Origin of the sequence: Mesorhizobium sp. M0601 (assembly GCF_040320845.1) — a bacterium.
GTDB lineage: Bacteria > Pseudomonadota > Alphaproteobacteria > Rhizobiales > Rhizobiaceae > Mesorhizobium.
The window spans coordinates 19,278-37,401 of sequence record NZ_JAMYQK010000023.1 but is presented as its reverse complement, the minus strand read 5'-3'; the positions used below and the strand labels follow the sequence as shown (position 1 = coordinate 37,401).

Genomic DNA, 18,124 nt, shown 5'->3' with positions numbered 1-18,124 from the left:
CGCCATCGCCATATTCCTATCCTTACGGCGCCTTGACCTCCATCATGCCGGTGGCGGTGCGGGCCGAATATTGCGGCCGGTACATGTCCTCGATCGTTGCCGCCGGGTGGGCGTAGGTGCCCGGCGTCACCGCGCGCACGACGTAGGCGAGCGTGATGTTGCGGTCGCCGTCGCCGTCGTTGGGATTGAAAGCCGCGACGAAACGGTCGTCGCGGAATTCGAGATGAGCGGCATCGGTCTGCGCCAGCCAGGAGAAGTTCGTCAATTGGGCGCTGGAGACCAGGCCCGGATTGTCGATCTCGAAGCCGGCCGGCAACAGGTCGGTGATCAGCAGTCGCGAAGGCCAGGTGTTCTGCTCGTAAACCTTGAGCACGACGACATAGCGTTCGTTCTGCTTGACCTCCGTCACGTTGGCCTCTGTGCCGTCTAGCTTGTAGTAGGTACGGCTGATGGTAAAGCCGTTGCCGCCGGCCGGCAGAGGCTGGATCGGCGAGGCCACGGTGGTGACGACCGCCTGCAGCGGATTTCTGCCGGTGTTGACGATGGTGAGCGGACTGTCGGCCAGGTCGCCACCGGCGATCTGGTCCGAATAGCCGCCGGCATGCGGTGCGCCGTTGACGGTCAGCGCGATCGAATCATTGCCGGCCTTCAGCGCGCGGGCCGCCAGCAGCATCCAGGACTCGTCCTGTGTGCTGGTCCACCTGGCGTCGGCGCGTTCCCTGGTCACTAGTTGGATCAGCGCCGGCACGATGGTCGGCGCCGGCTTGCTTTCCGCGGCAAGCGCCAGGATCGCCGCGCCGTCGCGCAGTGGCGAGCCATAGTCGGACCGGTAATAGTCATATTCGGGCGTCGACTTGGCCAGCTGCAGCGCGGCCTGGAAGGTTGCCTCCGAGCGCTGGGTGTCACCGTAGAGCGCGAGAGACGCCGCCAATTGGGCGACGGCCATCGGGCTGGTAAAGGCTTCGAGCTGGGTGTCGGCATAATAACGCAGATCGCCGACCGAGGCCTTCTTGTTGCGGGCAAGCACATAAAGCGCATAGGCGATCTCGCTGCCGCGATCCTGGACGTCCTGATCGTAGCCGATCGCGTTCTGCAGATTGCTCAGCGCCTGGTTCATCGCCAAGGCCGGCACGTCGTATTTCTGCTCGCGCGCCCGGGTCAGGAAATCGGTGACATAGGCGTCGAGCCACAGATCGCCGGAACCCGGACCCCACAGGCCGAAGCTGCCGGCCGATGCCTGGTAGCTCAGCACCTTGTAGATAGCGTCCTGGACGCGGCCATGCAGATCGGGGTCGCTGGCCATGCCGATGCCGGAAGCCATCTCGTTGACGTAGAGAAGCGGCATGGCGCGGCTGGTGGTCTGTTCGGCGCAACCATAGGGATAGCGGTCGAGCGTCATCAGCAGCGACGGTACATCGAAGGCAGCCGCCTGCGAAACGCCGACGCTGACCGAAGCGCCATCGAGCAGGCTTGCCGCCAGCAGTTCCTTGTCGACGCGCAGCGCGCCGCCATTGCCCTTGAGGTCGACGACCATGCGGGTGGTCACCGGCAGTTGCGCTGGGCGCACCGGCACATAGAGCGTCTGCTCGACAGCGGTGCCGTCGGCATGCGCAAGCTTGATGGTGATCGAGGCGTTGCCCGCGGTCCGCGCAATCAACGGCACGGTCAGCGTCTGCCGCTTGCCTTTGGCCAGCGTCAGCTTTTCAGGCAAGGCGGCACTGCCGGTAGACAGGTCGCCCGTCGTGTCGATGGTCAGCTTGTAGTCGCCAGCAGGGCCGTCGGTGTCGGCGACATCGAGCCGCATGACGGCGGAATCGCCGGGCGCCAGGAATCGCGGCAGGCCGGCGGTGATCACCACCGGATCGCGAACGATGACGTCGGACTGGGCATGGCCGACTGCTTCCTTTGTCCACGCGACGGCCATGACGCGCACGGTGCCGTTGAACTGCGGTATGTCGAAGTCGATCCGCGCCTTGCCGTCGGAGTCGAGCTGGACCGGGCCGGAGAAGAAGGCGACCAGCTTTTCGGTCGGCGGACTGCCTTGCGATTGCATGTTGGCGCCGTCGCCGCCGGTGCGCAGCTTACCGGTTGTGCCCAGCGAGCCGTCGATCAGCCGGCCATAGATGTCGCGAACCTCGAGACCGAGCATGCGCTGGCCAAAGAACCAGTTCTCCGGATCCGGTACCTTGTAGTTGGTCAGGTTGAGGATGCCGACGTCGACGGCCGCGACCATGACATAGGCGTTGGTGCCGGGCTGCACGCCGGCTACGGCCACCGGGATCGACAGCTGCTGGCGCGGCATGGTCTTGTCCGGCGGCGCCAAGCTGACGGCAAGCTTCCGCGAGCCGGGATCGAGCTTCAGCCATTTGACGCCGATGGCGCGCGCCGGCATACGCGTCTCTTGCGCATCGCCCGGCCTGAACAGCGTTGCCGTGACGTAGGCGCCGGCACCCCAGTCGTCGCCGACCGGGATGTCGACGGTGCTGCCGCCGGCCGGCACGCTGGCGGTGACGGTCTTCAGGAGCTTGTCGGCGCCGATGGTGACGAGCAGCTCGCCGGCAAAGTGCGGCGACACTTTGAGCTTGGCCACTTCACCCGCCGCATAGGTATCCTTGTCGAGGGCGATCTCTAGGCCGTCGGGCGTTTCGGTGGTGGTGGAACTGACATACCAGCCGGCGTCGAACTCGTAGCTGGTGGCCGGGCCTTCCGGATCCGCTGTCTCGATCTCGAGCCGGTAGCGGCCCCAGTCGACCGGCAGCGACACCGTCGCCTCGCCATCGGCGCTCAGGTCGACCTGGCCGTTGGCCACCGTCTTGGTGAAGGTGACCGGCTCATAGTTCCAGGAGTTGCTCGAGCGGTACCACTGGTAGCTGCGCTCGACCTTGACCAGCGACCACTGCGCGCCCTTCAGCGCCTCACGCTTGCCGTCTGGGTCGACAGCGATCAGGCTGAACTTGGCCGTGCCGCCTTGCGGCACCTCGTCGTCGTCGAAATCCGGGCGGATGCCGATCATGTGGCCCTGCGGGCGGATGCCGATATTCAGCGAGCGCTCGACGGCACGGCCGCCGGTTTCACGCATCCTGACAGTGACCTTTGCATCGACCAGCTTGGTGGTGGATGGCAATTGATCGACGGAGACCGGGAAGGTCGCCTTGCCGTGCTCGCCGACCACCGGCAGGCCGGTGAAGGGCGTCACAGTCGGTTCAGCCGACTGTTCGTCGGCCAGACCGAAGGAATAGCCTTTGAAGCGGTCCCAATCGCTGGCGGTCGACAGCGTCAATTCGCCTTCGAGCGCGAGGCCCGCGGCCGGCGCGCCGTAGAGAAAGCGGCCGTCGACGGTAATGTTGGCGGTCTCGCCCTGGGCGATCTCCTGCTTGTCGGAGGACAGGTCGAACTCGATGCGGTCCGGTACGAAGTCCTCGACCAGGAACATCTGGCTGGCGACCGCCGCCTGCTTGGGATCGGTATGGATCGCCACCGTCCAGGTGCCGCGCATGGCGTTGGGTTCCAGCGGCAGGTCGACTGCGTGACCGCCGGCCGATGCGCCATCGCTGACGATGCGGCGGTCCTCGACGCCGTCGGGCCGCGAAAAGATGAAGGTCAGCGGCAGGTTCTCGACCGCCTTGGCGGCACTGTCGCGGGCAAGGGCCGCGACATGGACATCTTCGCCGGCGCGGTAGATGCCGCGCTCGGTCCAGGCATAGACGTCGAGCGCGCCAGGTGCCGGCCGTCCGGCGACGCCACGGTCGGACAGGTCGAAGCCGGCGCGGCCCATATCGAGGAAGACGAAATCGTCGTCGCCCTGTTTGGCCATCAGCACGGCCGGCGCCATGCCGCTGTCGCCGCGCGTCAGGCCGGGATTGAACACCGCCCGCCCTTCCGCGTCGGTGGTCGCGGTGCCGAGGATTTCATTGTTCCTGGCCAGCAGCGTCAGCTCGGCGCCGGCGATCGGCTTGGCGGTTGCGAGCGAACGGGCAAAGACGTTCAGCCCATCCTGTCCGGTATAGGTCGACAGGCCGATATCGGAGACGACGAACCATTGCGTGGCGTGCGAATCATAGTCGTCGCTGCGATCGTCGACGGCTTTTGCGGTCAGCACATAGACGCCGGGCTTGCGCTTCGGCAAAGCCTCGTCGATTGGGAAGGAGGTGGTGACTTCCTTGTTGAGGTCGTTGGCGATGTCGAGCTGGCCTTGCCAGACCGGCTCGCCCATCTGTTCGGAGATGTTCGAAATGTCGTAGCCGTCAAGCTGGCGCAGGAACTGATATCCCGACAGAAGCTGGGCCAGCGAGCGGTCGCCGATGCGGAAGAGCTTCATTTCGGCGGCATTCATGTTGACGGTGACGACCGGTATGCCGCGGCGTGCGCCTGCGGGCAGCACGAAGCTGTCGCCGGTGAAGCGGGCCGAAGGCGCGCGGTCCTGCACGTAGATCGACAGAACCACCGGTGCCGCGGTGACTTCGCCAATGGCGGCCGGCAAGCCGGCGCGGAAGGTCACGTCGTAATGTTGCCCGTGCTCGAGTCCTTCGACGCAGATCTGCTTGTCCTTGGCTTCGACGCCCTTGGGAGCGGCGTTGTCGACAGTAACGAACTGCGAGTAGTCGACGCCGGTCTTGACCAGTTCCTCGGAGAACTGCGCGCAGATGCGTGGCGCGCTGGTGTCGGCATCGACGGTATGATCGATGACGCGGAAGCCCTTGCGAGCCTTGAGATCCTGATAGGCGGCCCTGACTGCCGGCGAATTGACGAGAGCGAGGCTCGCCTCGTAGGCCTGCAGAGCCGGCCTGTAGAGATCGCGGCGATCAAGGCCGTCCCCGAGCAGCGCCAGCACGTCGGCGCGCGTCTTGGTGGTGCGCAGCAATTTGTAGGCGTTGAAGGCGGCGGAAGTGGCGTTCGCCGGCAGGGTCGACGGCTCCGAGCTGTTGGCGGTCGGATGGACGGCAAGCGTTTCGCGCGCCAGCTCGAGCCAGAGCTGGCCATCATCCGGCAGCATCGAAACCGCCGCTTCGTATTTGTACATGGCCGAGCGATGGTCGCCCGTCAGCGCCGACCGTTCGGCGGCGGTCCTCAGCGCCGTCAGCCCCTCGGTCGGCTTGGTGTAGGTCGGGCCAGTGAGGTTGTTGCGGTATTGCTGGGCCTGGTCGGCCATCCAGTTAGGGAAGAAGGCGAGTTCGGGTGGCGCGCCGATGTCGGGATCGCCATCGATGTTGACGACCTTGCCGGCGACGGCGCCACCGAAGGGTTTCAACGAATTGTAATCGGATTTAAGGAAGCACCATTTGGCCTTGAGGTTGTAGGTGAAGGCGCGGCAGGCCGGGTCGCCGAGGCAGGTGCTCTTGCACTCGTCGAGGCTGACATTCTGGTCGGATCTGAGATCGAAACCGAAATAGTCGGAATTGTCCGATGTCACCACCCGCCGGGCTTCGGCCGCTTGCGCGACACCGCTCCAGGCAAAAAAGAGAAGGAAAAGAATCGATAGACCACGAGCCGCGCGCATTGCCATAAACCCCTCCAGACAAGTGCTTACGTCCAGAAATCTTCAAGCTTCAGTCGCGCTTGTCAACATCGGGACGCGGCAGGATCCGCCTGCCAACGGTTTGCTTTCCGGCCGGTGACCGGTAGTAGCTCCATAGGACAGGGGATCACGCTTTCTTGCGGCGACGCAGAAGGTGTGAGTTCCAAGCCCTGTCTATTTCAGCAATTGGATTGTGGCCCCTTTACGAGTGCTTCAGAACTTCATTCCAATTTTAGGTTTGCGAGCTAGGCTAGGAGCGTAATGCCGGCGTATGAAAGGCAGATGTCGGGAGGAACCGCGCCACGGCGCGCGCTTTCGCGCGCCCTGCTTTTCGCATTGTTGTGCTCTACGGCACTTGTTGCCGAAACCGGAAGTGCGGCAGCCTTCGAGATTTTCGGCATCAAGCTGTGGGGATCCAAAGACGAAGATGCCGATATCGTCGACCCGCTGCGCTATGCGGTGACGATCGAGGCGCCGGACGCCGACAAGGATCTCGCCGAGAAGCTCGAAAACGCCTCGGCGTTGAAGGCCGACGAGGAACACCCGGTATCCGGTTCTCTCGGCCTGCTGGCCAAGGCGCGCAGCGACCGTGAACAACTTGTTGCCGCACTCTACACTGACGCCCGCTACGAGGGTGTCGTCACCATCACTATTCAGGGCAAGCCGCTCGACGATCTGCCGCCCGATGCCGAGTTTTCGGGTCCGCAGCCGATACCGGTGGTGATAAGCATAGCAGCCGGGCCGAAATTCACGCTTGGCAACATCAGGCTGGAAGGCGATGCGGCGGGGCTGGCAAGTGCCGATTTCGGTCTGATCGCCGGCGGTGACGCCAGTTCGGGCGCCGTGCTCAAGGCCGAGGCGGCGATCGTGCGGGCACTCAAGCAAGAAGGCAGGCCGCTGGCCAAGGTGACGGGCCGCGAGATCGTCGCCGAGCACGCCGGTTCGACGCTCGACGTGACGCTTGCCGTCGCGGCCGGCCCGGTCGCCGGCTATGGCGACACCACTGTCGAGGGCACGGAAAAGGTCGACCGCGACTTCACCGAATATATGACCGGCCTTAAGCGCGGGCGCCAATATTCGCCCGATGAGATCGACGATGCGCGCGACCGGCTGCTCGGGCTCGAGGTCTTCAACAGCGTGACGGTGAAGGAAGCCGACGCACTGGACGCCGAGGGCAACATCCCGATCGGTGTCCAGGTAAGCGAACGCAAGCCGCGCTATTTCGGCATTGGCGGCAGCTTCTCAAACACCGAAGGGCTGGGCCTCGAAGGCTATTGGGGGCATCGCAATCTGTTTGGCCGCGCCGAAAAGCTGCGCATCGACGGCAAGATCAGCGGCATCGGCAGCAACGACTTGACCCAACTCAATTACAATGCCGGCGTCATGTTCGAAAAGCCGGGCGTGGTCGGGCCGGCGTCGAAATTCATTGCCAGTGTCAATACCGTGCTGGAACACCCCGACGCCTACGACCATTTCTCGGTCAAGGGCAGCACCGGCCTGTCCTACGAACTCGACAAGAAGCAGACGGTTTCCGCGCAGGTCGCGCTGGATTATTCGAGGATCCACGACGCTTTCGGCAAGCACACCTATCTGATCGCCAGCATTCCACTGCAATATGTCTACGACAATCGCGACAGCAAGCTCAATCCGACCCGGGGCTTCAGGGTGCTGGCCTATGGCGAGCCGAGCTACGACATTTTGAGCGGGGCTGCGTTTGTCAAGCTGAAGGGCGAGGGGTCGGCCTACCAGTCACTCGATTCGGCCTCGAAATTCGTTTTCGCCGAACGTGTCGCCATCGGCTCTATCATCGGCGCCAGTCTTCAAGATGTTCCGGCAGATCGACGCTTCTACTCAGGCGGCGGCGGTTCGGTGCGCGGCTATGCCTATCAAGGCATCGGCCCGAAGGACAGCAATGGAGAGCCGATCGGCGGGCTTTCCTTCTTCGAGACCTCGGTCGAGATGCGCATCGCCGTCACCGACAAGATCGGCGTCGTGCCGTTCGTCGATGCCGGCACGGTGTCGACCAGGCAGGTCCCCGATTTTTCGGACATGAAGGTCGGCGCGGGTGTAGGCTTGCGCTATCTGACGGCGTTCGGGCCGCTGCGCGTCGACGCGGCGGTGCCTCTCAACCGCGGTCCTGACGATCCTCATTTCGGCATTTATGCCGGCATCGGCCAGGCATTCTGATGGCAATATTCAGGCGCATCCTCCGTATTCTTTTCTACACGCTGCTCATCGTCGTGGCAGCGGCGGTGGGGGCGCTCGTCGTGCTGACCAAAACCGAGCGCGGCCGCGAAAACCTTGCCGGCATCATCTCGACCATGGCCTCGACCGGCGACCGCAAGGTGACTGTCGTCGGCATCGACGGCATCTGGTCGGGCGCGCTGAGGGTCGATCATGTCGTTCTGGAGGATCGCGAAGGCGCCTGGATGGTGGCGCGCAACGTGGCCGTCGACTGGTCGCCGCTGGCACTCCTGTCGAAGAGCTTCAGCGCCGATCGCATTGGGGCCGAGCGTATCGAGTTGGCAAGGCTGCCGGTGGCCAATACACAGCCGAGCCAAAGCGGAGCGACGACGCTGCCGGTTTCCATCGACGTCAGGCAACTCGACCTTCCCGAAATCGCGCTCGGGCAGGCTCTGGCCGGCAGCGGTGTGGCCGAACTTGCAGCCAAGGGAGCGCTCAAGGCGGACGCCTCTCCATTGGCGATCGAGACCAACCTCAACATCGTTCGCCACGACGGCAAGCAAGGCACGGTCGACGCCAAAGCCCATTTCGCGCCGGCCGACAACAAGCTCGACCTCGACCTTAAGGCATCCGAGCCGGCCGGCGGCATCATCGCCAACCTGCTCAACCTGCCGGGCGCGCCGCCGGTCAACATTGTCGTTTCCGGCACCGGACCGCTCGCCAACTGGAATGGCATCGGGACCTTCGTTGTCGACGGCCGGATCGTCACCCAGCTTACCGGTCGCCATCAGCTCACCGACAAGGGTCATTATGTCGAGGCCAACGGCGATGGCGAATTCGAGCGCTTCCTGCCCGAAACCCTGAAACCGCTGTTTGCCGGCAAGACCACCTTCGACCTCGCCGGCACGGCGACCGCGGCCGGCGGCGTCGATGTCGAGCGCGCCAATATCGACAGCGGCGCCTTGCACGCGACCGCCGCCGGCATTGTCGATCCGAACGGCGCCAGCGACCTTTCGGTGAAGCTCGCCGCAAAGGGGCCGCCGATCGTGCTCAGCCTCGGCAGCGAGGCGCAACCGATCACCGTGGCAATCAAGGATGCCACGGCCCGCGCTTTCGGCGATGGCAAGGCGCCGATGATGGATATCGGCGCGTCGCTGGTCTCGGTGGTGGCGGGCGGCACGCGGGTGGACGACCTGATCGGGCAAGTGCATTCCGATGGTTTCGACATCCAGAGCCGTAGCGGGCCGGTCACCATCAAGCTGACGGCGGCCGGCCTGAACACCGACGTCGCGACTTTGGCGCCGCTGATAACGGGCAGGGTCAGCGCCGGTCTCGCCGGCTCCGTCAGCAAGGAACAGATTGTCGTCGACGAAGGGACGCTACGCAGCGACGCGCTCAATGCGTCCGTAACAGCCACAGTGGCGCTTGCCGATCTGTCGATGACGCTCAAGATGAATGCCGACGCGGCTTCGACGGCGCTGCCGCCGCAAATCAGCTCGGTTCTCGGCGAGCGCGTGCAGTTTTCCGCAACCGCGACACGCGACCCGGACGGTGCGTTCGCCGCCAACGCATTGCAACTCACCTCCGGCACGCTTAGCGCCAGCGGCACCGCAAGTGCGCAAGGCACCGATATCCGGGCCGATATCAAGGGTACGCTGGGCGACGTGTCGGTGCTGTCGCCGCTGGTCGGCGCCAAGGTCGGCGGCGCCGTCGGTTTCGGGCTTACCGCAAGCGGCGCGCGCAGCGCACCGGATTTCTCGGTTTCGGCCAACAGCGACAGCCTGACGGCGTCCGGCCATGCGGTGAAGCAGATCAGGCTGAGCGCGAGCGGCAAGGCCGATATCGCCAGTCCCGCCGCCGATGTCTCGCTGACCGGCTCGGTCGACGACCAGCCGCTCGACCTCGAGGCATCGCTGGTCACAACCAACGGCAAGCGCTCCATCAATGGACTTGCCGTCTCGTTAGCCGACAACAAGGTCTCCGGCGACCTCGGGCTCGACGGCAACCTGCTGCCGCTCGGCACGTTGACCCTCGATGCCGCCGATATTGCTCCGCTGGCCGCACTCGCAGGCCAGTCGGTAGCCGGCGACGTGCGTGGCACCATCCGCTTTGCGAACGACAACGGAGCGCCGACGGTCGCGATCGATGCGACGAGCACCGTGATTTCGCGCGGCGAACTGGCGGCGAAGACAATCGCCGTCAACGCGCTGGTCGCCAATTATCTCAAAGCACCGGCAATCGCCGGCAAGATCAAGGCCGACACGATCACCTCCGGACCCACGGTGATCAGCGGCATCGATGTCGACCTGAAGCGCGATGGCGACTGGACCGGCTTTAGCGGCGGCGCCACGGTCGCCGGCATTCCGGCCAGCGCGTCCGGGCGGGTCAGGGTTGCGAACGGCACCACCAGCATCGAGCTTGCCTCGGGCGAGGCGACCATCCGCGGCATCAAGGCAGCTGTCGCGCAGCCATCAGCGCTGACAATCGCCAATGGCAGGGTGAGCATAGAGAAATTGGCGCTCGGTGTCGGCGGTGGTTCGGTTGCCGTGTCGGGTACGGCCGGCCAGACGCTTGATCTCGCTGCCACCTTGTCGGCGGTGCCGGCAGCGCTTGCCAATGATTTTTCACCGGGTCTCGATGCCGTGGGCGCGCTTAGCGGCACCGCGCAGGTCACCGGATCGTCGACTGCCCCAGATATTCGCTTCACCGCCCGCCTCAGCGGCGCCGAAACTAGCCAGACCCGGCAGGCTGGCCTCGGGCCGCTGGATCTCGACGCGGCAGGCCGTTTCTCGTCGGCCAGCGGCCTGGCCATCGAGCAGGCGACGCTTGCCGGCGAGAAAATCTCCGGCAAGGCAGCCGGCACCATCAATCCGAACGGTGCCAGCGATTTTTCGCTCGACCTGGCCTCTACCGGTCCGAGCCTGCCGTTGTCGCTTGCCAGCAAGGAGAGCCCGATCAAGCTCGAGCTACAGGCGATATCGCTAACGGCGGCCGGGCAGGGCGCCCAGCCGAAGCTCGACATTTCCGCGACGCTGCCATCGGCCGCCACCAATCTAGCTATGATCGAGGGCATCACGCTTGCGCTGCACTCCGATCGCTTTGACGTGAAAGCCCGGAGCGGGCCGATCTCCGGCACCGTGACTGCCGAAAAAATCGGCATCGACAATCCGACTATCGCGCCGCTGATCGCCGGCAAGGTCACCACCAAACTCGCCGGCAGCCTTGCCGCCGATGCCATCGTCATCGATAGCGGCACGGTGACCAGCGACGCGTTGAACAGCGGCTTCAACGGGCGGGTCTCGCTGGCCGACGGCGCCATCGACCTCAATGTCAAGGCGGACGCCGCCTCGGCGGCACTGCCGGGGGCGGTGCGTGGCGTGCTCGCCGAGCGAACGCAATTCAGTGCCGCGCTGAAGCGGGACGCCAATGGCAGTGTCACCGCCAATACCGTCAGGCTGTCGTCCGGTTCGCTGACGGCAGACGGCCAGGCGAGCCTTGCCGACAACAAGCTCAGCGCCGACGTCAAAGGCGCGCTAGGCGACGTCTCGCTGCTATCCAAGGACGCCAAAGGCGCCATCTCTTTCGCGCTGAATGCGCAAGGCGCCAGCATCGCGCCGGATCTGTCGCTGACTGTCAACAGCGACAGGCTTTCGGTCGCGGCGCGCGAGATCACCGGTCTGAAGCTTACTGCCACCGGCAAGGCTGATGCCGCCAACCCGGCTGCGAATGTGCGACTCACCGGAAATGTCGGCGGCCAACCGCTGCAGGGCAGCGCCGTGCTGGCGACATCGGACGGCAAACGCGCCATCAACGGGCTTTTGCTGTCGCTCGGCAAGAACCGTATCTCCGGCGACCTGGCGCTCGACGATGCCTTCGTTCCGGCCGGCACCGTGGCGCTCGACCTGCCCGATATCGGTCCGCTTGCGGCCCTGGCACTGGAAAAGGCCGATGGCGATGTGCGCGGCACGATCGCCTTCTCCAAGGCGGGTACCGTGCCGCAAGTCGCCGTCAAGGCGACGACGGTCTCGATCTCGCGCGGCGATGTCTCGGCCAAGGCCGTGAGCATCGATGCGCTGATCGCCAACTATCTGGCGGCACCGGTGATCTCGGGCAAAATCCGTGCCGACAGCGTAACTTCCGGCGGAACGGCTATTCGGGGCGTCAACGTCGATCTCAAGCGCGACGGCGAATGGACCGGCTTTTCCGGTGGCGCCACCGTCAAGGATATTCCGCTGAGGGCGGCCGGCCGGGTCAAGGCGGTCAAGGGCACGACGACGGTCGAACTTGCCTCCGGCGAGGCGACCATCCGCGGCATCAAGGCGGCCATCGCCCAGGCCTCGACCATCAACATCGCCAATGGAGTGACCAGCCTCGACAGGCTGGTGCTCAACCTCGGCGGCGGCACGGCGACGATCACGGGCAAGGCTGGGCAGGCGTTCGACCTCAACGCGACGCTGGCCCGCGTCCCGATCTCGATAGCCAACAGTTTTTCGCCGGGCCTCGATGCCGCCGGTTCCATCTCGGGCACGGTGAAGGTGACGGGCGCGCCGGCCAATCCGGCCGTTGCCTTCAAGATCGACGCCGCAGGCGTTCAGACGTCGCAGACCCGTGGTGCAGGTTTCGGCGGCATGGGCGTTTCATCCTCAGGTACGTATTCGGGCAACAGACTGACCTTCGACGCCAACATGAGCGATGCCGCCGGCCTCGGCCTCAAGGGCGGCGGCACGATGACGACATCAGGCGCGCCCACCCTTGATCTCAACTTTTCCGGCAAGGTGCCGTTCGCCTTCCTCACCAGGACACTCGCCGCGCAAGGCCTGTCCCTCAGCGGCACGGCCGACGTCGATGTGCAGGTGCGCGGCCCGGCGACGTCGCCGGTGATCTCAGGCACGGTCCGCACGTCGGGCGCCCGTCTGGTCGATGCGCGATCGGGGCTTGCGATCAACGACATCACTGCCGATGTCGCTATCGGCAATGGCGTGGCCAGGATCAACCGCCTGACCGGCACGCTGTCGACACGCGGCAGCCTTTCGGCCAGCGGCACCGTCGGCATCGATCCGGCAAAAGGTTTTCCGGCCGACCTGTCGGTCAAGCTCGTCGATGGCCGCTATACCGACGGCAAGGTGGTCACCGCCAATCTTGGCGGCGACCTGACCGTCAAGGGACCGCTCACCTCCGCGCCGGTGATTTCCGGTACGGTCAACCTGGCCAAGACCGTCATCACCGTACCCGAAAAGCTGCCCGGCTCGCTGGCCGAGCTCAACGTCAAGCACAAGAATGCGCCGGCCGCCGTGCGTGCGCAGGACAAGGCGTTGCGCCCGGCCGCTGCAAGCAGTGGCGGCGGCGGCAACGGCCTCAATCTCGACGTCACGGTCAATGCGCCGAGCCAGATCTTCATCCAGGGCAGGGGTGTCGACGCCGAGCTCGGCGGTTCGCTGCGGCTGACCGGCCCGGCATCGTCACCCCAGGCGGTCGGCACCTTCACCTTGCGGCGCGGACGGTTGACGATCCTTGCCAAGCGGCTGACCTTCACGGAAGGCACCGTCGGCTTTTCCGGCTCTCTGGTGCCCTACCTCAATCTCACGGCGCAATCGAAGACGACCAGCGCCACCGTGACTATCGTGGTGTCAGGCGAGGCGAACAACCCGAAATTCACCTTCTCCTCGGTACCCGCGCTGCCGGAGGATGAGGTGCTGGCGCAGCTGATCTTCGGCCGTTCGATGTCGAACCTGTCGCCGCTGCAGATCGCGCAGCTTGCCGAGGCTGCCGGACAACTGGCCGGCGTCGGCGGCTCGACCTCACTGCTGCAGAACCTGCGCAGCGCAATCGGCGTCGACGATCTCGACGTAATCACCGATGAACAGGGTGGCACCGCCGTCTCGGCGGGCAAGTATCTCAACGACCGTACCTATGTGACGATCCAGAAGGGCGACAGGCCGGGCTCGGGCAAGGCAACCGTCGATCTCGACGTTGGGCGCGGCGTCAAGCTGCGTGGCGAGGCAACCGACGCCGGCGAAGCAAAAGGCGGTGTTTTCTACGAACGGGAATATTGAAACCGGCCGTTCGCGCAGAACAACTGGTTGCCTGAGAACGAGTGGCGCAGCGGCGAATGTCCCAGTTTAATTGCCTGTGGGGATTTCGGACGAAATCCCTGGCGCAGTAGCAAATTTGCGCCAAGACTGTCGTTATCGCGCGAACCGCCCTGCTTTCAAAGTTGCACATTCCTTGGCATGTTCCCAATCCCTGCCGTCTTTGACATCATGGCGAGGATGCGGAATGTTAAAAGGCAGAAAGCCAACAATGGGAGTAAGTCATGACGATCTACAAGAGTAACGGCGACCGCGTTCCCGATCACATCCTGGCCATGGCCGAAGACGCCAAGGCAGGCAAGATGGATCGTCGCGAATTTCTAGCTCTCGCCAGCGTCTTCGGCGCGTCGACGGCGATGGCCTATGGCATGCTTGGCCTTGCAGACCCGACGCCGGCCAAGGCGGAAGAGGTCCAGGGCAAGAAAGGCGGCGTATTGAAGGTCGCGCAATGGATCAAGGATCCGAAGGATCCGCGCAAGGCCGACTGGTCGGAAATCGCCAATGCCGAGCGCCAGGCGCTCGAGCCGCTGGTCAAATACACCACCGAATACACGTTCCGCCCCTATCTGCTGGAGAGCTGGGACGTGAATGACGACGCTACCGAATACACGCTGCATGTGCGCAAGGGCGTCACCTGGAACAACGGCGATCCGTTCTCCGCAGACGACGTCATCTTCAACCTCAAGCGTTGGGCCGACAAGAAAGCCGAAGGCAATTCCATGCCCGGTCGCCTCGGTTCGCTGGTCAAGGATGACAAGCTGGATGAGAGCGCGGTTACCAAGGTCGACGATCACACGGTCAAGCTGACGCTCAGCAAGCCGGATATCGCCCTCATTCCCAACGTGTGCGACTATCCCGGCCTTATCGTCCACAAGACCTTCGACGAGAAGGGCGGCGACTTCAAGTCCTGCCCGATCGGAACCGGCCCGTTCGAGTTGGTCTCCTACGATGTCGGCCAGAAAGTGGTCTACAAGCGCCGCGAAGACAACAAATGGTGGGATGGTGACGTCTTCCTCGACGGCATCGAGTTCATCGACTACGGCACCGATCCGGCGGCGATGGTCAGCGCTTTCGAGGCAGGCGAGGTGCACACCAACTTCGAGACGTCGGCCGACTATGTGTCGATCCTCGACGGCATGGATTTGGTGAAGTCGGAGATCGTCACCGCCTCGACGATCGTCTGCCGTACCAATGTGACCAACAAGCCTTACGGCGACCAGAAGGTTCGCAACGCCCTGCAGCTCGCGGTCGACAACAATGTCGTCCTGCAACTCGGCTACGGCAATGCCGGCACGGTTGCCGAAAACCACCATGTCGCCCCGATCCATCCGGAATACTATGAATTGCCGAAGATTGCTCGCGACCCGGCCAAGGCAAAGGCGCTGATGGCCGAAGCCGGCCAGGCCGATTTCGAGCACGAACTGATCACGGTCGACGAAGACTGGCACAAGAACACAGGCGATGCGATCGCCGCGCAGATGCGCGACGCCGGCATCAAGGTCAAGCGTACGGTGCTGCCGGGTTCAACCTTCTGGAACGACTGGACGAAGTATCCGCTGTCGATGACCAACTGGAACATGCGGCCGCTCGGCGTCCAGGTTCTGGCGATCGGCTATCGCACAGGTGAGGCCTGGAACGAGACGGCCTGGTCGAATCCGGAGTGGGATGCCAAGCTCAACGCTGCGCTGGCAGTTGCCGACGCCGCCAAGCGCAAGGAAATGATGAAGGACATCGAGCAGATCCTGCAGGATTCCGGCATTATCATCCAGCCTTATTGGCGCAAGCTCTACAGCCATTCGGTCAAGGCGGTGCAGAACTACAAGATGCACCCGACCTTCGAGCGCGACTACGGCAAGGTCTGGCTCGACCAGGCCTGACCGGACGATCCGGAAAGGGGCGTCTCGCCCCTTTCCCTCGCTCTTTGCATGGTCCTTGGACCGGAAGTCGGCGCAGCAAAAAGTTGCGGACTCTTCGGCCTGGGTCTGCAATAAAAAGGGTATTGCATCTGGGACTGGTCTGAAGGCTTGTTCTGCCGCTGGCGGCAGCGCACGGCTTGCAAACCGGTTCCACCCCCAACCCGACCGGCAGGGGACCGCCATGCTTTCTTTCGTTATCAGGCGTCTCGGCACCATGGCAGTGACGATGCTGTGCCTGACGATGATCGTCTTCTTCCTGGTCAATCTCGGGCCTAATCTGAAGAAGCTCGCGATCAGCCAGACCGAAATGCACACATCCGCCGAGCAGCTTGAGGCTTGGCTGGTCAACCATGGCTATCGGCAGAATTTTTTTATCCGCTACGGCCAATGGCTTGGCATCATGCCCAAGCAGCCGGTGACCGACCCGGCGACCGGCAAGCCCGCACAGCGTTTCTCCTTCTGCAACGATCCGGTCGTGCCGACATTCTCCGGCATCCTGCAAGGCGATTTCGGTTGCTCGACCAAGTTCAAGACAACGGTTGCCTCGAAACTCTTTCCGGCGCTCAGCGCCACCGGCATCCTGATGCTCTGCGTGCTGGCCGTAATGGTGCCGATCTCGCTTTTGATCGGTATTCTCGCCGGCATGCGCGAGGGTTCACGCACCGACCGCACATTGTCGGTGGCTTCGATCGCCTCGACGGCGACGCCCGAATATGTTTCGGGCGTCATCTTCACCGTGATCTTTGCCTCCTGGCTCGGCGTGCTGAACGGTTCGGCGGCCTCGGCCAGCCAGGGCATCACCTTCTATAATTTCACCTTGCCGGTGATGACGCTGGCGATCTACGGCATCGGCTACATCGCTCGCATGACCCGCGCCTCGATGGTCGAGGTGATGACACAGCAATATATCCGCACCGCCCGGCTGAAGGGCCTCTCCTTCGGCAGCGTGGTGGTAAAGCACGCTCTGCGCAACGCCCTGATCGCACCGTTCACGGTCATCATGCTGCAGTTTCCCTGGCTGCTCACCGGCGTCGTCATCGTCGAGGTGATGTTCCGCTACCGGGGGTTCGGCTACACCCTGGTCGAGGCCGCCGGCAACAACGACATCGATCTTCTGCTCGGCTGCTCGCTGGTCTCGGTGTTTATCGTCCTGATCACACAGCTCATCTCCGATGTCGGCTACGCGTTCCTCAATCCGCGCATCAGAGTTCAATAGGAGACCGGGCGGATGCAGGTCGAATATCTCAGCGCCTTCAACGTCGTACTCGGCGTGGTTGCCCGCTTCTGGCCGGTCTGGATCGCTCTCGCCCTGGTGATGGGGGCGAGCTTCGGCTACAAGAAGAAGCTAGGGCTTTACGGCCAGCTTTTCGACAGCGGCGTCGGCATCGTCGGCGTCGGCATCTGCCTGTTCTGGCTGTTTACGGCGATCTTCGCGTCGACCATCTCGCCCTTCGATCCGCTCGCCCAAGTGCCGATCATGAAGGACGCGCTGCCGGGCGCAATCGAGCCGGCGTCGAAACTTGTATACTATTTCGGCGGCGACAAGCTCGCCCGGGACGTGTTCTCCCGCATGGTCTATGGCAGCCAGATCGTGCTGATCATCGCGCCGGCGGCGACCGGTTTTGCGCTGATGGTCGGCATTACGCTCGGCCTGCCGGCCGGCTATTATGGCGGCAAGATCGATACGGTGCTGTCCTTCCTCGCCAACCTTGTGCTGGCCTTCCCGGTGATCCTCCTGTTTTACCTGCTGGTGACGCCGGGTATCATGGACACGCCGATCCCCTACGCGATGGCAGGGCTGTTCTTCCTGTTTCCGATCATCTTCTTCAGTGTGCTGTTCTGGACGCGCTACAAGAACCGCCCCGACCGCCTCTATATCCTGCTTGGCCTGACGTTGGTACTTGGCGGCTGGATCTATGCAGGCCTTGTCTTCGATGCCGATCCGTTCAAGATCATCCACATCGATCCCAACCAGCTCAACATCTTCGTGGCGGTGGTGTTCGCCTCCAGCCCCGGCGTGTTCCGCATCGTGCGCGGCCTGGTCATGGATATCAAAACGCGCGACTATGTTGCGGCGGCACAAACGCGCGGTGAATCGCCCTGGTACATCATGCTGTGGGAGATATTGCCCAATGCGCGCGGGCCGCTTATCGTCGACGCCTGCCTGCGCATCGGCTACACCACGATCCTGCTCGGTACGCTCGGCTATTTCGGGCTGGGACTGGCGCCGGAAAGCCCGGACTGGGGCACGGCGATCAAGGATGCAAGCCGGCTGCTGCGCTCCTTCATCCACCCGGCGCTGCCGCCGACGATCGCATTGATGTCGTTCGTGCTCGGCCTCAACCTCCTGGCGGATTCGTTGCGTGAACAGTCTATGAAAGATTGATGCCGGGAAGATCGATGCCGGGTTCGGCCCGACA

At 63.8% G+C, this 18,124-nt stretch carries 6 protein-coding genes; 5 read left to right on the top strand and 1 reads right to left on the bottom strand.

Going from position 1 to position 18,124, the window contains the following annotated elements; all coding sequences use genetic code 11:
- Positions 1-22: 22 nt before the first annotated feature.
- Entirely contained in the window at positions 23-5,503 is a 5,481-nt protein-coding gene (locus tag NKI41_RS20150; protein WP_352684739.1) for an alpha-2-macroglobulin family protein, read from the bottom strand.
- 273 nt (positions 5,504-5,776) lie between these two features.
- Between NKI41_RS20150 and NKI41_RS20145 the strand changes: the two genes are divergently transcribed.
- The 5 genes from NKI41_RS20145 to NKI41_RS20125 all read left to right on the top strand — a co-directional run bounded on the left by NKI41_RS20145 (position 5,777) and on the right by NKI41_RS20125 (position 18,090).
- On the top strand, positions 5,777-7,702 hold the full coding sequence (locus tag NKI41_RS20145) for an autotransporter assembly complex protein TamA (RefSeq protein ID WP_352473521.1): 1,926 nt from the start codon (positions 5,777-5,779) through the stop codon (positions 7,700-7,702).
- A complete protein-coding gene (locus NKI41_RS20140) occupies positions 7,702-13,752 on the top strand; it encodes a translocation/assembly module TamB domain-containing protein (RefSeq protein ID WP_352684736.1) in 6,051 nt (2,016 codons plus the stop codon). Before NKI41_RS20145 ends, NKI41_RS20140 begins: the two co-directional genes overlap by 1 nt.
- A 260-nt stretch (positions 13,753-14,012) precedes the next feature.
- Positions 14,013-15,665 carry an ABC transporter substrate-binding protein gene (locus tag NKI41_RS20135; protein ID WP_352473524.1) on the top strand — a complete coding sequence of 551 codons (1,653 nt, stop codon included), beginning with the start codon at positions 14,013-14,015 and terminating at the stop codon, positions 15,663-15,665.
- Positions 15,666-15,885: 220 nt separating this feature from the next.
- Positions 15,886-16,920, top strand: a complete 1,035-nt coding sequence (locus NKI41_RS20130) for an ABC transporter permease (RefSeq protein ID WP_352684734.1) — start codon at positions 15,886-15,888, stop codon at positions 16,918-16,920.
- A gap of 12 nt (positions 16,921-16,932) precedes the next feature.
- Positions 16,933-18,090 carry an ABC transporter permease gene (locus NKI41_RS20125; RefSeq protein ID WP_352684732.1) on the top strand — a complete coding sequence of 386 codons (1,158 nt, stop codon included), beginning with the start codon at positions 16,933-16,935 and terminating at the stop codon, positions 18,088-18,090.
- Positions 18,091-18,124: the final 34 nt, after the last annotated feature.

Excerpts from the sequence above, each read along its gene's own strand:
- NKI41_RS20150 (WP_352684739.1), bottom strand. The coding sequence starts at position 5,503 with ATGGCAATGCGCGCGGCTCGTGGTCTATCGATTCTTTTCCTTCTCTTT.
- NKI41_RS20145 (WP_352473521.1), top strand. The coding sequence starts at position 5,777 with ATGCCGGCGTATGAAAGGCAGATGTCGGGAGGAACCGCGCCACGGCGC.
- NKI41_RS20140 (WP_352684736.1), top strand. The coding sequence starts at position 7,702 with ATGGCAATATTCAGGCGCATCCTCCGTATTCTTTTCTACACGCTGCTC.
- NKI41_RS20135 (WP_352473524.1), top strand. The coding sequence starts at position 14,013 with ATGACGATCTACAAGAGTAACGGCGACCGCGTTCCCGATCACATCCTG.
- NKI41_RS20130 (WP_352684734.1), top strand. The coding sequence starts at position 15,886 with ATGCTTTCTTTCGTTATCAGGCGTCTCGGCACCATGGCAGTGACGATG.
- NKI41_RS20125 (WP_352684732.1), top strand. The coding sequence starts at position 16,933 with ATGCAGGTCGAATATCTCAGCGCCTTCAACGTCGTACTCGGCGTGGTT.